General features: G+C 48.8%; 14 protein-coding genes. All 14 read right to left on the bottom strand.

The annotated features are described in order from the left end of the window. Positions 1 to 39 precede the first annotated feature (39 nt). Positions 40 to 927 carry a UDP-3-O-acyl-N-acetylglucosamine deacetylase gene (lpxC, locus tag ACYSNS_RS07140; RefSeq protein WP_461722469.1) on the bottom strand — a complete coding sequence of 296 codons (888 nt, stop codon included), beginning with the start codon at positions 925 to 927 and terminating at the stop codon, positions 40 to 42. Between the two features lie 363 nt (positions 928 to 1,290). After that, positions 1,291 to 3,069: a cell division protein FtsZ gene (gene ftsZ, locus ACYSNS_RS07135; protein ID WP_461722468.1), complete on the bottom strand. Its 1,779-nt coding sequence runs from the start codon at positions 3,067 to 3,069 to the stop codon at positions 1,291 to 1,293. A gap of 71 nt (positions 3,070 to 3,140) precedes the next feature. Beyond that, complete coding sequence (gene ftsA / locus ACYSNS_RS07130; protein WP_461722467.1) at positions 3,141 to 4,439, bottom strand: cell division protein FtsA; 1,299 nt, start codon at positions 4,437 to 4,439, stop codon at positions 3,141 to 3,143. After that, the gene (locus ACYSNS_RS07125) at positions 4,436 to 5,344 is read right to left on the bottom strand and encodes a cell division protein FtsQ/DivIB (RefSeq protein WP_461722466.1); all 909 of its coding nucleotides are present in this window, start codon (positions 5,342 to 5,344) and stop codon (positions 4,436 to 4,438) included. The genes ftsA and ACYSNS_RS07125 overlap by 4 nt, the downstream gene beginning before the upstream one ends. Next, positions 5,332 to 6,252, bottom strand: coding sequence for a D-alanine--D-alanine ligase (locus tag ACYSNS_RS07120; RefSeq protein WP_461722465.1), 921 nt, complete (start codon positions 6,250 to 6,252; stop codon positions 5,332 to 5,334). The genes ACYSNS_RS07125 and ACYSNS_RS07120 overlap by 13 nt, the downstream gene beginning before the upstream one ends. A gap of 282 nt (positions 6,253 to 6,534) precedes the next feature. Beyond that, positions 6,535 to 6,834: a GNAT family N-acetyltransferase gene (locus tag ACYSNS_RS07115; protein WP_461722464.1), complete on the bottom strand. Its 300-nt coding sequence runs from the start codon at positions 6,832 to 6,834 to the stop codon at positions 6,535 to 6,537. Between the two features lie 71 nt (positions 6,835 to 6,905). Beyond that, positions 6,906 to 7,880, bottom strand: coding sequence for a UDP-N-acetylmuramate dehydrogenase (gene murB, locus ACYSNS_RS07110; RefSeq protein WP_461722463.1), 975 nt, complete (start codon positions 7,878 to 7,880; stop codon positions 6,906 to 6,908). Beyond that, positions 7,877 to 9,286, bottom strand: a complete 1,410-nt coding sequence (gene murC, locus ACYSNS_RS07105) for a UDP-N-acetylmuramate--L-alanine ligase (RefSeq protein ID WP_461722462.1) — start codon at positions 9,284 to 9,286, stop codon at positions 7,877 to 7,879. Before murC ends, murB begins: the two co-directional genes overlap by 4 nt. Then, entirely contained in the window at positions 9,283 to 10,407 is a 1,125-nt protein-coding gene (gene murG, locus ACYSNS_RS07100; RefSeq protein ID WP_461722461.1) for an undecaprenyldiphospho-muramoylpentapeptide beta-N-acetylglucosaminyltransferase, read from the bottom strand. Before murG ends, murC begins: the two co-directional genes overlap by 4 nt. Before the next feature lies 1 nt (position 10,408). Further along, positions 10,409 to 11,554, bottom strand: a complete 1,146-nt coding sequence (locus ACYSNS_RS07095) for an FtsW/RodA/SpoVE family cell cycle protein (RefSeq protein WP_461722460.1) — start codon at positions 11,552 to 11,554, stop codon at positions 10,409 to 10,411. Between the two features lie 102 nt (positions 11,555 to 11,656). Continuing rightward, complete coding sequence (murD, locus tag ACYSNS_RS07090) at positions 11,657 to 13,051, bottom strand: UDP-N-acetylmuramoyl-L-alanine--D-glutamate ligase (protein ID WP_461722459.1); 1,395 nt, start codon at positions 13,049 to 13,051, stop codon at positions 11,657 to 11,659. A 5-nt stretch (positions 13,052 to 13,056) separates the two neighbouring features. Next, positions 13,057 to 14,127, bottom strand: a complete 1,071-nt coding sequence (gene mraY / locus ACYSNS_RS07085; protein ID WP_461722458.1) for a phospho-N-acetylmuramoyl-pentapeptide-transferase — start codon at positions 14,125 to 14,127, stop codon at positions 13,057 to 13,059. Between the two features lie 22 nt (positions 14,128 to 14,149). After that, complete coding sequence (locus ACYSNS_RS07080) at positions 14,150 to 15,571, bottom strand: UDP-N-acetylmuramoylalanyl-D-glutamyl-2,6-diaminopimelate--D-alanyl-D-alanine ligase (protein ID WP_461722457.1); 1,422 nt, start codon at positions 15,569 to 15,571, stop codon at positions 14,150 to 14,152. Continuing rightward, positions 15,568 to 17,019 (bottom strand): UDP-N-acetylmuramoyl-L-alanyl-D-glutamate--2,6-diaminopimelate ligase, encoded by a 1,452-nt coding sequence (locus ACYSNS_RS07075; RefSeq protein WP_461722456.1) that lies wholly within the window; start codon positions 17,017 to 17,019, stop codon positions 15,568 to 15,570. The genes ACYSNS_RS07080 and ACYSNS_RS07075 overlap by 4 nt, the downstream gene beginning before the upstream one ends.

Genomic DNA, 17,019 nt, shown 5'->3' with positions numbered 1-17,019 from the left:
CAATTGTGGCAAAATTAGTAAAAAAGCACGGATTACACACTAACCAACGGAAAATGTTAACTTTTCATATGCTTCATCATCTTCGAGCAATGCCTTTACTAATTGTGCATTTAGGGCATGCCCCCCTCGAAAAGAGCGGAACAAACCTATGAAGGGCATACCAAGCAATGCCGTATCCCCTATTGCATCGAGCAATTTGTGACGTACAAATTCATTTTCGTAGTTGTTACCCTCGGGATTAACGATTTTCTCGTCCATACCGATAACAAGCGAATTCTCAAGTGATGATCCAAGCGCCATACCGGCAGCCCATAATGTCTGTACATCTTGGAGAAAACCAAAAGTCCGCGCCCGCGAAATCTCCTCTTGAAATTGCCTTGCTGCCAAATCAAATATTATGCGGCTCTCACCAATAGCTTGTGATGCGAATGCGATTTTTACATCAAACCGTCTCCCATCGAAGGCTACAAATTCAGCAAAACCGGTTGGTGATTCGACCCTGATAGTTTTTTTCACAACCAGATAATGGCGTTTAACGTCTTGTTGAACGGTGCCTGCCTGCGTGAATGCCTCGCAATATGACCACGAGCCACCATCCAGAATTGGCATCTCATTAGCAGTCACTTCGATATAGAGATTATCGAGATTAAATGCAGCGATAGCAGCCATAAGGTGCTCAATCGTTTCGACGCGCGTTTCCCCATGCCCAAGTACTGTTGAAAGTTCTGTAGCACCTGTTTCGGCAGAAATTGCTTTGAATTGTTTGGTTTCGCCGGAGTGAGATGGGCGCAAAAAAACGATACCGGTATCCGGTTCAGCGGGCTTGATTGTAACGCAAGATGGTGTACCGCTATGCACACCATGCCCCTGCAATGTGACTGGTTTCGCTAGCGTTGATTGTCGTGTTGGCAATAGATTATAAGCCATTATAGAACCAGTCACGTTCAAACACCCTTTATACTCAATGTTGCAATACTACATCCAAAGCGAAACGGATTAGCGATAAAAGAAAATATAGAAATCCGCTTAGCCCGACAACCTTATCATTCCGCAAAACAAATTATAGCATGAATTGACAGAGAGATCGGCGAAACAAACCAACATATTTCTTCTACAGCTTACACAGCTAGCTAAGCCTTTTGTTAAGTTGATGTTATTCTAAAACATAAAAAAACCGCTGCCCTAAGACAGCGGTCAGTTGAGAAGGTATTGGGCTTTTTAGTATACAGGCTTTCAAATAATTGACGCCTGCTTTTATTATCGCAGAATAGCGAATTATCGCCGTTGAACTCAGTTTGCCTGACGACGCAGAAATGCTGGAATTTCCAACTGTTCTTCTTCGCTGGCAGCGGCACGCTGCTGTGGCTGGGGACGCATTTGCGGCTCTGCAGCACGACGTGGCGCATAAACAGCTGCGTCCGCAGAGATCGGACGACGGCCATCTGCAGCTGGCATAACCGGCTGACGTTGCATTGGCTTTGCAGCAGGTTCCAAACGGGCTGCTGGTTCAGCTTCATCGCGATGCATCAAACTTTGAGTCAGTTTCTGCCAAAGACTGCGCGGCCCTTGCTGTGTCGTTTGACGTGCAGCCGAACCATTCACCTGTTCCCGTCCGACTGCCGGAAAATCGCTTAGCTCAGGCATCCGCGCTGGCGCCGGACGCTGCTGTGGAGCAGCCTGTCTCTCACGCATCGCAGGAATTTCCGTCATTTCGTCAAGCACGCGCGCTGTTGCCTCCATGCTAACGGAAGGTGACATCTGCTGCTGCGGCACTGCACGGCTTTGCATTCTTGGAGCATGTGATGTTTGCGCATGCACACCAGCATGAGCCTGAACCTGCGGATTACTCCGCTGCGGCGCGACCGGAGCAGATGCCGAAGGTGTCTTGAATATCTGACTTTGTGGACGGAAAGGCTCTTCAACCGGCTGGTTCATTTCAACTTCAAGCGCTTCCATAACCTCGACCATCGCCTCTGGGCGTGGCTCTACAGCCTGTGCCTTTGGCGCTGCAGGAGCTGCGGCGGCGGGGGAAACATCTGGCTTACGCACCGGCGCGCTCATACGCTGCCCAGCAAAATCGCCTGCCTGAATGCCATCAACGCCCACACGATCAATACCTGTGGCAACGACGGAAACACGGATAACGCCTTCGAGTGATTCATCATCAATTGCACCAAAGATAACATTGGCATCTGAATCAACTTCTTCACGAATACGGTTTGCAGCTTCGTCCACTTCGAACAGAGTAAGATCCCGTCCGCCAGTAATGGAGATAAGTAGGCCACGCGCACCACGCATGGACGTCTCGTCCAAAAGAGGATTGGCAATCGCAGCTTCTGCAGCCGCAAGCGCACGACCTTCACCGGAAGCCTCACCAGTACCCATCATCGCACGACCCATTTCATGCATAACCGAGCGCACATCGGCGAAATCAAGGTTGATCAAGCCTTCTTTGATCATAAGATCCGTAATAGAAGCGACACCGGAATACAAAACCTGATCTGCCATCATGAATGCATCAGCAAACGTAGTCTTTTCGTTGGCGATACGGAAAAGATTTTGGTTCGGGATGACGATAAGAGTATCAACGCATTTCTGCAGTTCCTCTATACCGGATTCTGCTGTTTTCATACGACGGGCACCCTCGAAATGAAACGGCTTGGTGACCACTCCAACGGTAAGAATGCCTTTTTCACGTGCAGCACGCGCCACAACCGGTGCGGCACCGGTACCCGTACCACCACCCATACCACAGGTGATAAACACCATATGGGAATTACCCAAGTGATCAATAATCTCATCGAGACACTCTTCCGCAGCTGCCTGCCCTACTTCCGGCAATGCACCTGCACCTAGTCCTTCAGTTACCGCTGCGCCAAGCTGAATAACACGATCAGCCTTTGACATCGTCAATGCCTGTGCGTCGGTATTCGCTACGACGAAATCAACACCCTGTAGGCCGGCATTGATCATGTTATTTACGGCATTACCGCCACCGCCGCCAACACCAAAAACGGTGATGCGCGGCTTCAATTCGGTGATATCCGGCCGGTGCAGATTAATTGTCATTGTTTCATCCTTCTCATAGAACACCGCAAAGCCCAAAGCGGCGGAAATTGTTTATACTGAATACGCCCCACTCAAAAACTCTCGCGCAGCCATTGGCCGACACGCTGAAAACGCCCACCCGTACCCGTCTTTAACTGACTGGACGCCTGAACTGTCTTTTCTTCAAAACCAGCGGACTGTGGATAGATCAACAATCCAACAACCGCTGAAAAAGCTGCCCCTTTGGCCAATGTCGGCAAGCCCGACACGCCAAGAGGCCGTCCGATACGGACATTTCGCCCTAATATCTTACGTGCTGTTTCCGGCAAACCGGTCAACTGACACCCACCACCAGTCAGAACCACGCGCTTACCAACCACATGACCAAAACCCGAACGATTCAAACGATCCCGAACCATTTCAAGAGTTTCCTCGACACGAGCACGGATAATCCGGGTCAAAACAGCGCGCGGATACTGCGTTTCCTGTTGTTCACCGGCAATGGGCGAAACATTGATCATGTGACGATCATCAACACCGCCCGACAGGGCCGAACCATGCATAACCTTAAGACGTTCTGCAGCTTCCAAAGGCATGGAGAAGCCTCGAGCAATATCAAGCGTAACATGGTTACCGCCGACAGCAATCGAATCTGCATGAACAAAACGCCCTTCGGAAAACACTGAAAAGGTTGTCGTTCCACCACCAATATCTATACATGCCGCACCCAACCGGGCCTCATCTTCCACAAGCACCGACAATCCGCTTGCAAAAGGTGTCGCAACCATCGCCTCGACACTCAAATGGGCACGATTGATACATGCCTCGAGATTACGCAAGGGGACATTTTCAGCAGTCATCACATGCACATCAACACCCAGATGCTCACCTGTCATACCGATAGGGTCAGCAATACCCTTTTCGCCGTCAAGCGCATAAGAAAGCGGCACGGAATGCACGATATGTCGATCCATCCCAAATGCTTGACGAGACGCATCAGCCAAAACATGACGAACGTCTCGCGCAGAAACTTCCCGCCCAGCAACCCCTAATGCACCATGAACCAGAGTACTCTTTAAACGAGCGGAAGAAAAATTTACGATCAAAGAATCTACAACCAGCCCGGCCATCTTTTCTGCTGCATCAACCGCGAGCCTTACCGACTGCTCAGCCGCCGCCATATCCATAACGACACCGGATTTTATACCGCGCGACCGCTGAACACCAAAACCAAGTATCTCCATATGATGGGTACGCCCATGCAGATACTGCATATGATCAAGCGGACGCAACCGCGCAATGACACAAACGACCTTACTTGACCCCATATCAAGAACAGTCAACAAACGCGTTTTGCGAGAACCACCATGACCGGAACCAAGCAAATTCATGCGCGACCTGCCTTCTGAGCCTTCAACCGACGCTCTTCTTCTTTTACAACTTTATTACGACGCTCCAACGCCTCATCTGACAAAGCGACCGTCATACGATCCGGCAAACGCAAATCAACACTCAAAACATCACGCGAAAAAAGCCCTTGTGCACTTTCCGCCTTCACCGCATCAGCAAGACGCTTCATCGCATCCACTTCTGGAAGCTTGATACGAACACCATTATCCAACAAAATATCCCAACGACGATCACCCACACGGACATAAGCACGAACATGATCTTTAATTTGCGGGAAAGCAGACACATCCTGCACAAACCCAGATGCCTTTACTTCAGCACCCAGACCAACAACCAACGGCAGATCACCAACCAAACCCGGCCGAAAAGGCACAATCACACGACCGTCACGATCCACAATATCCATCTGGTCACCATGCTGCCAAACAGCATACGGCTGGCGCTCGACCAACGACACACGCACACGATCAGGATAAACCTTCTGAACATCAACAGACTGAACCCAAGGCAACTCTGCCAAAACCGATCGCGCAGCATTTGCATCAAAGCCGATCATAGATGTCTCACCATCCAAACCCAACGCAGAAAGAACATCCAATTCCGACATACGGTCATTACCAGCGATCTCAACATCCTCAACAGCGAAACCAAACGTCGATGTCGTCGCTTTAACAACATCATCCGTATGACCACCAGCCGACACCCCATAAGCGACAGACGACCCCAAAAACAACACAACAGCCAAAGAACCCAAATGGCGAGGAATATGCACATCCGCTAAAACAAAGTGAAAAACAGCTCGACGGAACCGTCGATAAAGACGAGGCAAAACAGACACCAACGATGCCATAACACCACCTTCTCTCTGACTGCTCAACGCATACACGACGCGTCCTCCACCATCCAACGAACCAAGTCACCAAACGTATGACCAGCCTGTTTCGCAATATCAGGAACCAGCGATGTCGGCGTCATACCCGGCTGTGTATTAATCTCCAACCAGACCAACTCACCGGTCTCCTCATCAAAACGAAAATCCGAACGACTAACACCTCGACAACCGATTGCCTGATGAGCCGCTAAAGACATCCTTTGCACATTTTGGTAAATATTTGGTGAAAGCACTGCAGGACAAACATGAATAGAACCACCCGGCTTATATTTTGAATCAAAATCATAAAACTGAAAACCGCCCTCGGGAACAATCTCACAAACATCCATCACCATGTCACCGACAACCGCACACGTCAGCTCACGACCCGCAATGTATTTCTCGACAATAACGTCATCACCATACATCCAATCAGCACCAGCGATCTCTTGCGGCGGAGCCGGCTGCCCTACCTTGACGATAACGACACCAAAACTTGAACCTTCACGCACCGGCTTAATCACATAGGGCGGCCCTATCGGATGAATAGATCCAATATCAAATCGGCTCATCACACGCGAGGGAGCAACAGAAACACCATTTGCCTCTACAACAATCTTGGCACGCCCCTTATCCATCGCCAAAGCGGAAGCCATAACACCAGAATGTGTATAGGGAATTTGAAGAAATTCGAGCACACCCTGCACACGACCATCCTCACCAAATGGCCCATGCAAAGCATTAAACGCTACGTCGGGTGCGACATGAGCAAGAACAGCCGCAACATCCCGACCAACATCAATCTTGGTGACACGATACCCCTCGCCCTCAAGTGCAGCTGCGCAAGCCGCCCCGGAAGACAAACTTACGGGACGCTCAGACGAAAAACCTCCCATAAGTACAGCGACATGCTTTTTCGCCATTACGAAAAGCTCCCTCTAGAATACCACATATAGTCCCCACCGAAACAATCGTTACCATAGGTAGATTGAATTCCAAATCTTCGTTGCGAATCAATGGACTAGCGTTAACCATAGTGAATCAGAGTCGCTCATTCATGACAAGTCCCGTTCAGCGCAACACGCTGATTCGTAAAGCAAAATTCTTTTCATCCCTTTGAAATGACTCAGAGATTTTTTTTTCGTTTGCTTTGGAGCTATTTTTGACAAACGTACATCTTGACAATGGCTGGCGCTTGGCTGTTTTCAACCAGCTGCAAGATAAAAATCTGCAGCGCGACTATTTCCATCTGTAATCAAATGGATTTCGTCATGACATGCAAAGAGGTTTTGCTCAGCAATATCCAGCAGCCGACGGCCGATGCCCTCACCTTGATATTCGGATCGGACGAACAACGCAGATAATTCACCAACGGTTTGATCTATTATGACAAAACCCGTAATGACATTCCTATATTGCGCCACCCAAGCGTTTGCGTTGTCGGTTAGCATCTGTGTAATACTATCAACAGTTATGCCGAGTTCGGCGAGCTGAAAGCGGGTCAAATGGTTTTCCTTAACCGATGTACGAATTTCAAAAATTTCATGCACATCGGCGGGATTTGCGGGGCGTATAATCATTTGGCAGAAAATGGAATAACTTTCATGCCATCAGCGAAGTTTCCAATACGCTGAATTTCCCACTGCAACGTTATACCACTATTCTCGTAAACACGTTTACGTACAGTCTCGCCCAAAAGTTCGAGATCATATGCGGTGGCCGTGCCAGTATTGATCATAAAATTACAGTGCATCTCGCTCATCTGGGCACCTCCAATGGTCAATCCACGGCACCCCGCAGCGTCGATAACCTTCCAAGCCGAGGTTCCATCCGGATTTCTAAATGTTGAACCACCGGTTTTTTCACGAATAGGCTGCACGTCTTCACGGTGGCGGGCAACCTCATCCATTGCGCGACGTATATCGTCTTTTTCACCTGGTTCGCCTTGCAACAAGGCCCCAACGAAAATCAGATTATCTGGTGTTTCTGAATGGCGATATGAATAGTTCATATCGGATTTTTTTAATGTTTGCCGTTTGCCTTCTCTGTCAATAGCATAAACTTCGACGACACGCTCAGCGGTTTCAACACCGTTTGCTCCACCATTCATCTTCAGCGCACCGCCGAGACCACCAGGTATGCCATGGTAGAAATGAAAACCTGAAAGCTCCGCTTGCAATGCAGCAGCTGCCAAACGTTTATCCGGCGTAGCTGCGCCCGCAAACAACTGCATTGGCGAAACCTGCTGAATTTCTCCGAAGCCCTTTGCCGAAAGCCTAATTGTCACCCCTTTTATGCCGCCATCTCGTACGAGAAGATTGGATCCTATACCGACGATCGTTACGGGGATTTCCTGAGGGAGCACCGACAAAAACTGGCTGAGATCAGCTTCGTCGGCGGGTTGATAAAACAATTCTGCAAGGCCACCTGTTCGGAACCATGTCACTTTGCTCATATCTACATTGATAGACATACGTCCACGGATATCCTTAAGCAAAGGCATCAAACGCTGCATAAGCGTGTCACCGTCAATGGCAGCCGAATAGGTCATTTGTCATCCATAATTGCTAGGTGTTCGGGCAGAGCATAAGCCCATTGAGTAATATTTCCTGCGCCGAGAAATACAACGTAATCTCCCGGCTTAGCCAACGACGCTACAAGCGGAGCAATCTCTTGAGGACCATCTAATAAACGCGCATCCCGGTGTCCAGCCGTCTTTATCCGCTCGACCAACTCCTTTGAACTTACACCGTCAATAGGATCTTCGCCAGCAGCATAAACCGGTGCAATCAGTATCGTATCCGCATCATTGAAACATGTTGCAAAGTCGTCGAACAAATCGTGCAACCTTGAGTATCGATGTGGTTGTGCAATCGCGATTACCCGGCCCTTTACACTATCACGGGCAGCTTTCAAAACCGCCTTGATTTCCACGGGATGATGGCCATAATCATCGAAAATTTCGACACCGTTCCAGCTTCCTGTATGTGTGAAGCGACGCTTAACGCCACCAAAACCCGCAAGCCCTTTGATTATTGCATCATCGGAAATACCCAATTCATGGGCAACTGCGATAGCTGCTGTCGCATTAGACACATTATGCCGCCCAGGCATCGGTAGAACAAGATTTTTCATCTCGATCACAGCGCCGGTCTTACGCGATCTTATGACGATATCGAAATGCGAATTCGCTCCTTCCATATGGTGATTGAGAAAGCGAACATCCGCTTGCGGATTGGCACCATATGTAATGACACGTCGGTCATCGATGCGGCTGACCAGGGCTTGCACTTCTGGATGGTCAAGACACATCACGCCAAATCCATAAAAGGGTACATTCTCGACGAATTGTCGGAATGCTTCACGCACAGCATCAAAACTACCATAATGATCAAGATGCTCAGGATCGATATTCGTGACGACAGCAATATCCGCAGGTAGCTTTAAGAATGTGCCATCACTTTCGTCAGCCTCGACCACCATCCAGTCCCCGCCGCCCATACGTGCATTCGTACCATAGGCATTAATGATACCGCCATTGATAACAGTCGGATCAAGATTGCCTGCTTCCAAAAGAGTAGCCACCATAGACGTAGTCGTTGTTTTGCCGTGTGTACCGCCAATGGCGACAGCTTGCCGGAAACGCATCAACTCCGCCAACATTTCCGCGCGCCTTACGATAGGCAGATGCTTTTCCTTCGCAGCAACATATTCAGGATTATTCTTGCGTATTGCTGTCGATACTACGACAACCTCGGCATGTCCGAGATTTTCTGCACTGTGACCAATGTGAACATCAATACCTTTCGCGCGCAACCGTTCCACATTAGCGTTATCTGCCTGATCCGATCCTTGCACCTTATAACCAAGATTGTGGAGAACTTCGGCAATTCCACTCATCCCAATACCGCCTATGCCAATAAAATGGACAAGACCAATGCTCAGCGGCATTTTCATAGTGTTTCTCCTTTTTTCAATATGCTGATTGATTGGCTAGATATCAGCAATTCAGCAAGATCCGCCAACTTTTCGGTAGCATCGACATGCCCGGCCGATTTAGCAGCAGCGGCCTGTGTCATTAAAAGATCAGAGTCGTCACATGCGACTTTAAAGACTTCCGAGAGTTTCTGCGCGTCAAGTTCGTGTTGCGCTATAACCTTAACACCTCCGGTCGCTGCCAATTTTGCTGCATTGGCTGCCTGATCATGATCGAGAGCATGGGGATATGGAACCAATAAAGCAGGACGTCCGATGGCAGCTATTTCCGAAACTGTCGACGCACCAGATCGCGCCATGACAAAATTTGCGCGGGCAATCCGATCTGCCATATCATCAAAGAACTCCGCAATTTCGGCTTCAACATTCATTTTGCGGTATGTCTCGACAAGTTCGACTTTATCGCCGCGTACTTGCTGCACTAGCCGGATACGCCTGCGGGTTTTCTCATCAAGGTGCGAAATAGCCTCTGGGACAACTTCAGAAAAATAGGATGCACCCTGACTGCCGCCAAAGACAAGCAAATGGAATGGCGCATCGCCAACTGATGGTCGATAAGGCTGACTCGCTGCCTTTATAACTGCTTCGCGTACAGGATTTCCTGTAATAACCGTCTTATTTTCATATTGTCCGCCATCTGCCAAAAATCCCCCCGCAATTGCCGTCACCCTTGGTGCCATTGCTTTATTCGCACGCCCCATAACTGCATTTTGCTCATGAATAAAGGTAGGAATACCCGCAGATTGTGCAGCATAAAGCGGAGGCAAAGTGGGATAACCGCCGAAGCCGCCAACCAGTACCGGCTTGAGACGCTTGAAGAGGCGACGTGAACAGCGCACGCCCTTTAACAGTTGCCATAGCGTTTTACAAAGTGAAATTGGATTTCTGCCTTTGATCGTAGCTGACGGAATTACGTGGATATGATCTTCGGCAAAATGACGGACAAAACGCTTTGCGCGCGTGTCAGTTGCGAGATGAACATCGTAACCACGCTTGGTTAATTCCCCGGCCAAAGCTTCAGCAGGAAAGAGATGCCCGCCAGTACCTCCAGCCACCAGAACAATTACCTTTTTATCCATCATTTTATACCGCCGGCAACATTGTGGGTAAGGACGCAGAAAGGCGAGCCTCAGGGCGACGACGCGTTAAGCTCAACAAGATCCCCATTGAGATTGCGATAGCTACCATCGACGAGCCGCCGTAAGAAATAAAAGGCAACGTCATGCCCTTAGGTGGCATTAGATGGAGGTTAACAGCCATGTTGATCATTGATTGACAACCAAAGAGCATCGCAATTCCGGCGATAGCGAAACGGGTAAACGAGTCCCGCTCATTCATCGCAATGCGCATAGAGCGTATCACAATGAAAGCAAACAGTGCTACAATCAACAAACACAATATAATGCCATATTCTTCGGCCGCGACCGAAAAAACAAAGTCGGTATGGCTATCAGGAACAATGCGTTTAACGGTTCCCTCTCCCGGCCCCTGCCCAAACCAACCGCCGTTTAAGATGGCCTCGCGTCCTACATCCACCTGAAACGTATCCCCTTCGCCGGTCAAAAAGCCATTGACGCGTTCTTGAACGTGATGGACAAACATATAGGCGCCGAAGCCACCAACAACAGCTAAACCGATAAAAAATACTATGACAATCAAAGGAACGCCGGCAAGGAAGAATAGACCACCCCACGTTGCGCTTATCAGCATTGTTTGACCGATATCGGGCTGCAGAACCAACAAACATGCGCATGTGGCGTAAAGCAGGATTGCCAATGTATAGCCGGGTATCCCGTTACGACGGGTTTGCTCCGAAAATAGCCAAGCAGACATTACCACGAAGGCAGGCTTCATAAATTCCGAAGCCTGAACAGAAATTCCCAACACTGAAATCCAACGCCGTGATCCTTTAACCTCGGCACCGAATAAAAGCGTTGCAACAAGCAATACAAGTGTTGCCAACAACAACAGCGCACAAAAACGCCGAATATTACGTGGCGTAAAAAATGAAATAAAAATCATGGTAAAAAGTGCTGGGAAGCTGAAGATAATATGCCAACGCACAAAATAAAAGCTATCAGCGATACCGATCTTACTGGCAACCGTTGGGCTTGCTGCAAAAGATAACATAATGCCAAGTCCCATCAGCATCAGACAAGCTGCGAGAATGGAACGGTCGATTGTCCACCACCAATTGGCTATCGGCCCGCGATCAGCGCGAGAAACCATGATATCCCTTTCTGCCGGTGCCAATTGCACCGTTATATTTGATCAATAATCAGATAGATTACGCTGAAAAAGATTCTGGTTGGTTAACGCCGTCGATAGTTTTTACAAGGCTTTCACAAGATTGATGAAAGCGTCACCCCTTGCACCGTAATTTTTGAACTGATCATAACTGGCACAAGCAGGAGAAAGAAGCACTGCGACTTCATCAGCAGCATCATTGGCAGCATCCTGTGCTGCTTGCTTGACAGCATTGTCCAACGTTCCACACATCGCAATCGGAAACGCACTGCCGATCGTGCGAGCAAAATCATCAGCAGCATCGCCGATCAGATAAGCTTTGCATATTTTCGGGAAATATTGTTTCAGAGCAGTTATGCCGCCCTCTTTTGCCAATCCGCCGATGATCCAGTAGATATGGTCGAATGTAGCAAGGGCGGGAGCTGAAGCTTCCGCGTTTGTAGCTTTGCTATCATTGACAAACAGAGCATGCCCTATCTTGCGCACCTGTTGCATACGATGCGGCAAACCTGAATAAGACGCGAATGCGCCATGCAGATCGTCGAAATGAATCTTCAACATATCAACTGTTGCGAGCGACATGAGAGCATTTTGCGCATTATGGCTGCCGCGTAAGGAATCGATACCTGCCAATGTCAACCGTTCAACAGGTTTCCCATCTGCAAAACTATAAAGCGCATTACCCAAAGCATAATAGCCACCGTCATCAGGTTTAGAATATCGCGAAACCGGATGGACATTTTTCTTCTGCTGTTTCAGCGCTTTAAAAATATCGAAACAGGCGGGATCATCAATACCGATCAAAGATGTCTTGGCACCTTCTACCAGACGCTGTTTTATTGCGCAGTAATTGGAAAATGTTCCGTGGCGGTCAATATGGTCGGGAGATAGATTGAGCAATATGCCGATTGTGGGATTGATGGAGGGTGTCAGATCAATCTGGAAAGACGAGCATTCAACGACGTAATAACGACCCGCCTTGAACGGGTCCAGAGAAAGGATCGCGGTTCCGATATTCCCACCCATCTGCACGTCTTTGCCTGCGACGGAAAGAAGGTGAGCGATTAATGCCGTCGTTGTGGATTTTCCATTTGTACCAGTTATTGCAATGAACGGGACATCCGCATCCGTTAAGCGGTTATCTTTGAGAAAAATGTCTCGGGAACGGATAAATAGCTCGATATCGCCGATAATCTCGATATCCGCATCGCGCGCGAGTTTAACTACCCAGTGCGGTTGAGGATGGGTCAATGGAACACCGGGTGATAGCACCAGAGCGGAGAACGATTTCCAATCTGCTTCGCGCAAATCAACCACCGGGATATTTTGAGCGTGTGCCGCTTCCACACCTGCCGGATTATCATCCCAACAGCATAAAGTTGCCCCGCCAGCAATCAAGGCATGTGCCGTCGCAAGGCCTGAACCGCCAAGTCCGAAAAGCGCAACTTTCTTATCTTTAAAACAATCAATCGCAATCATGGGATCTATCTAAGCTTCAACGTTGAAAGACCAATCAGGGCCAACACAATGGAAATGATCCAGAACCGGATGACAACCTGACTTTCTGTCCAACCTTTTTTTTCAAAATGGTGATGTATAGGCGCCATTAAGAAAACACGTTTTTTTGTCAATTTGTACCAACCAACTTGGATGATAACGGATAACGCTTCCATAACAAATAATCCACCGATGACCGCCAGCACGATTTCATGTTTGGTTGCGACTGCTACAGCACCCAACATACCGCCAAGTGCAAGCGATCCGGTATCACCCATGAAAATAGCAGCTGGCGGAGCGTTGAACCACAGGAATCCAAGTCCCGCACCAACTACAGCCCCTAGAAGAACCGTAAGCTCACCTGAACCTGCAACATAGTGGATTTGCAGATAATCGGCAAAATTTACGTTGCCCGACAGATAGGCGATTAGTGCGAAGGATGATGCAGCCACCATAACTGGCACGATTGCTAGTCCATCAAGACCGTCAGTAAAATTCACAGCGTTACCTGCTCCGACAATCACAAAAGCCACAAATGGTATAAAAAACCATCCAAGATTGACGAGGTATTCTTTGACGAAAGGTAGCGCCAAGCCGGTTGATTCCGTATACATAATGACCAGCGAAGCTATCGCGGCGATCAGAAACTCCAGACCCAATCTGGCTTTACCAGAAAATCCCTTGTCACTCTGTTTTGTGACCTTCAGGTAGTCATCATAAAATCCGATAGCGCCGAACGACAACATGACAAGCAGCACGACCCAGAAATACACATTTGCCAGATTACACCATAGGAGCGCTGAAACAACCGTTCCGCTTAAAATCATCAAGCCGCCCATGGTTGGTGTACCGGCCTTTTTGAAGTGCGTCTGAGGGCCGTCGGCGCGGATTGGCTGCCCTTTGCCCTGACGAACTTTCAGTGAAGCGATGATGCTTGGACCAAACAGGAACACGATCAGTCCCGAAGTCAGCATTGCTGCAGCTGTACGGAAGGTAATATAACGGAAAACCCCGACACCCGGCAAAAAATCGGTCAGTGACGAGAGAAACATCATCATGGCAGGAAGGCCCTTTTAAAATTTATGCGGCGACAGTCTTATAGCGCTCGCGAAGAGCCGCGACAATAAGAGACGAACGAATACTATTGGATGACTTGACCATAACCACATCGCCATTGGATATTTCTGCCAAAATAAGTGGAAGAATGTCATCGATTTTGGCTCGGTAATGAACGTTTAAGCGCTCTGAAAGATCTTTGGCAAGCGGCTTCATTTCTTTTCCGACGAGGTAAACCGGATTTGCTCCGCACTCGAAGATTGGCTCAGCCAATTCTTTATGAAGTTGCTCGCTATATTTGCCAAGTTCCAACATATCGCCCAATACAGCGATACGTCTTCCGCGTGGCCCCGTTTCAGCAGCAGAAAGCAACTCAAGCGCTGCGCGCATAGATGCCGGATTTGCATTGTAGCTTTCATCAATCAGTGTAAAATCGCCGCCTGTTGGCAATGCCAAATGATAACGGGCCCCACGGCCGCTTTCGGCTGTGAAACTTGCAAGAGCCAAAACCACATGAGCCAAATCGGCACCGGCACTATCGCAGGCACCTAATACAGCCAGACTATTTTGCACAATATGACGGCCCGGTGCCCCGACCTTGACAATCGCTTCCTGTTGCCCGACTTTTACCGTCATACACGAGCAATCCGCCTGCATATGCAACTGTTCTAACCGATAATCGGCGAAATCTGCTTCACCAAAACTCCGAATATTTTTGATGCCGCACCGCGTCGCTTTTTTTGAAAGATAGAAGAAGAAATCATCATCAGCATTCAGTAAAGCGATACCACCTTCGGTCATTCCTTCAAAAATTTCGGCTTTTGCATCGGCTATCTGTTCCAAACTCGAAAAGAAGCCGAAATGTACGGGAGCTATCCGCGTGATGATTGCAATCTGCGGCCTCACCAGCTTGACCAGCGGCCTAATCTCATTTGGGTGATTCATGCCTATTTCGAAAACACCATAATCGGTATCCAGAGGCATTCGGGCCAAAGTTAATGGCACACCCCAATGATTATTAAATGATGCCGGATTAGCATGAACTTTTCCAACTGCCTGCAAACAATGCCGGAGCGCCTCCTTCGTCGTTGTTTTCCCGACGGATCCCGTTACAGCAATAATCTTCGCCTTTGAGCGCTCGCGTGCGGCATTCCCAAGCTTTTCAAGAGCTATCAGAACATCTTCAACCGCAATGAGTGGGATAGAAAGCTTTTCCATGGCAGCGAGGCGCTCGATTGCAACAATCAAAACACCTGCACCCGCTGCTGCAGCCTTATCTGCAAAGTCATGACCGTCGAACTGGTCTCCTTTGATACAGAAGAATATTTCGCCAGGCCTAACCGTGCGACTATCAATAGAAACACCTGCAAACGTTTCAGGTACGTTTCCAATCGCTTTGCCTGCCACTGCCTCTATCAGCGCTTGGCGCGTCCATAAAGCTGTCATAAGTTTCTGCCTTCCAACGCTGCTGTCACTTCCTGATGGTCAGAGAAAGGTAAAACCTCTTGCCCAACGATCTGACCTTTTTCATGCCCTTTACCTGCAACAATGAGGGTATCACCAGCCTTTAATAGCGACACGGCATGGCGTATGGCTTGACGTCGGTCTGCGATTTCCGTTGCTCCACGTGCCGCGCTTAAAATCTCCCTGCGTATTTCTGCCGGCTTTTCTGTGCGTGGATTATCATCGGTCACAACCACAACATCTGCATATTTGGACGCGATTTTGCCCATCAGTGCGCGTTTTCCTTTATCCCGGTCACCACCACAGCCGAACACCAAAACAACTCTTCCAGTTGTAAATGGTCTGACTGACAACAATACCTGTTCCAACGCTTCAGGCTTATGCGCATAATCGACGTAAACAGGTGCATCATCCTTTGTCGCACCGACAAGCTCTAAACGGCCGGGCGCACCCTTCAAGCGTTCCAACGCCCTGAAAACTGCGGCCTCTGGCACACCTGTTACGATAGCCAAACCAGCTGCCACAACCGCATTTGACACTTGGAAATCTCCCGCTAACGGCAAATTTACTTCATATACGTCATTTCCCATCGCGAATTCTACGTATTGTCTATACCGTTCATGCTCCACGCGGCGTATGCTGATGAAATCCCCTTTTCTGCCAACGGTGAGAACTTTACGTTTTGACTTTGTGATATGTTCGATAGCTTTTTGCGAATACGCATCGTCAGCGAAAACAATTGCCGGTGCAGATTTTGGCAAAAGCGTATCAAACAAACGCATCTTCGCCTTGAAGTAATCTTCAACGGTCGGGTGATAATCCAAATGATCGCGACCAAGATTGGTAAAAGCTGCTGCTGCGAGCCTGACACCATCCAATCGGCGTTGGTCAATTCCGTGTGACGATGCTTCCATCGCAACATGTGTTACGCCTTCATTGGCAAGCTCACACAAAACTTTCTGCAGATAGACTGGATCAGGCGTGGTTAAAGAGCCATATTCGCTTCTGGTTGGAGACATCACCCCGACGGTACCAATACTTGCCGCTGGAAAGCCAGTATCTTTCCAAATCTGACGGGTAAAAGAAGCAACCGAGGTTTTGCCGCTGGTACCTGTAACTGCCGCAACGATAGGAGGTTGCTTTCCGAAAAACTTTGCTGCAGCCATGGCTAATTCATGGCGCGCATCCAACACACGCAAGACCGGAACCTTGGTGGCCTCTAGATGGAACTCATGATCCGTCAAAATCGCGACAGCGCCGCGGGCAACCGCATCAGCTGCATAAAGGCCGCCATCCCCCTTATTGCCTTTCAAGGCTACAAAAAGATACCCCGGCAAGACTTGGCGGGAATCAGCAGTAATGCCGGTTATCTCGATAGACGGCAAAAGCGAATGCGGGGTATCATCTGTTATCAATTGATCAAGCTTCAT

The sequence above is a fragment of the Bartonella sp. LJL80 genome (genome assembly GCF_054871565.1).
The sequence above is the reverse complement of the archived record's forward strand: the minus strand, read 5'-3'. Positions and strand labels throughout refer to the sequence as shown.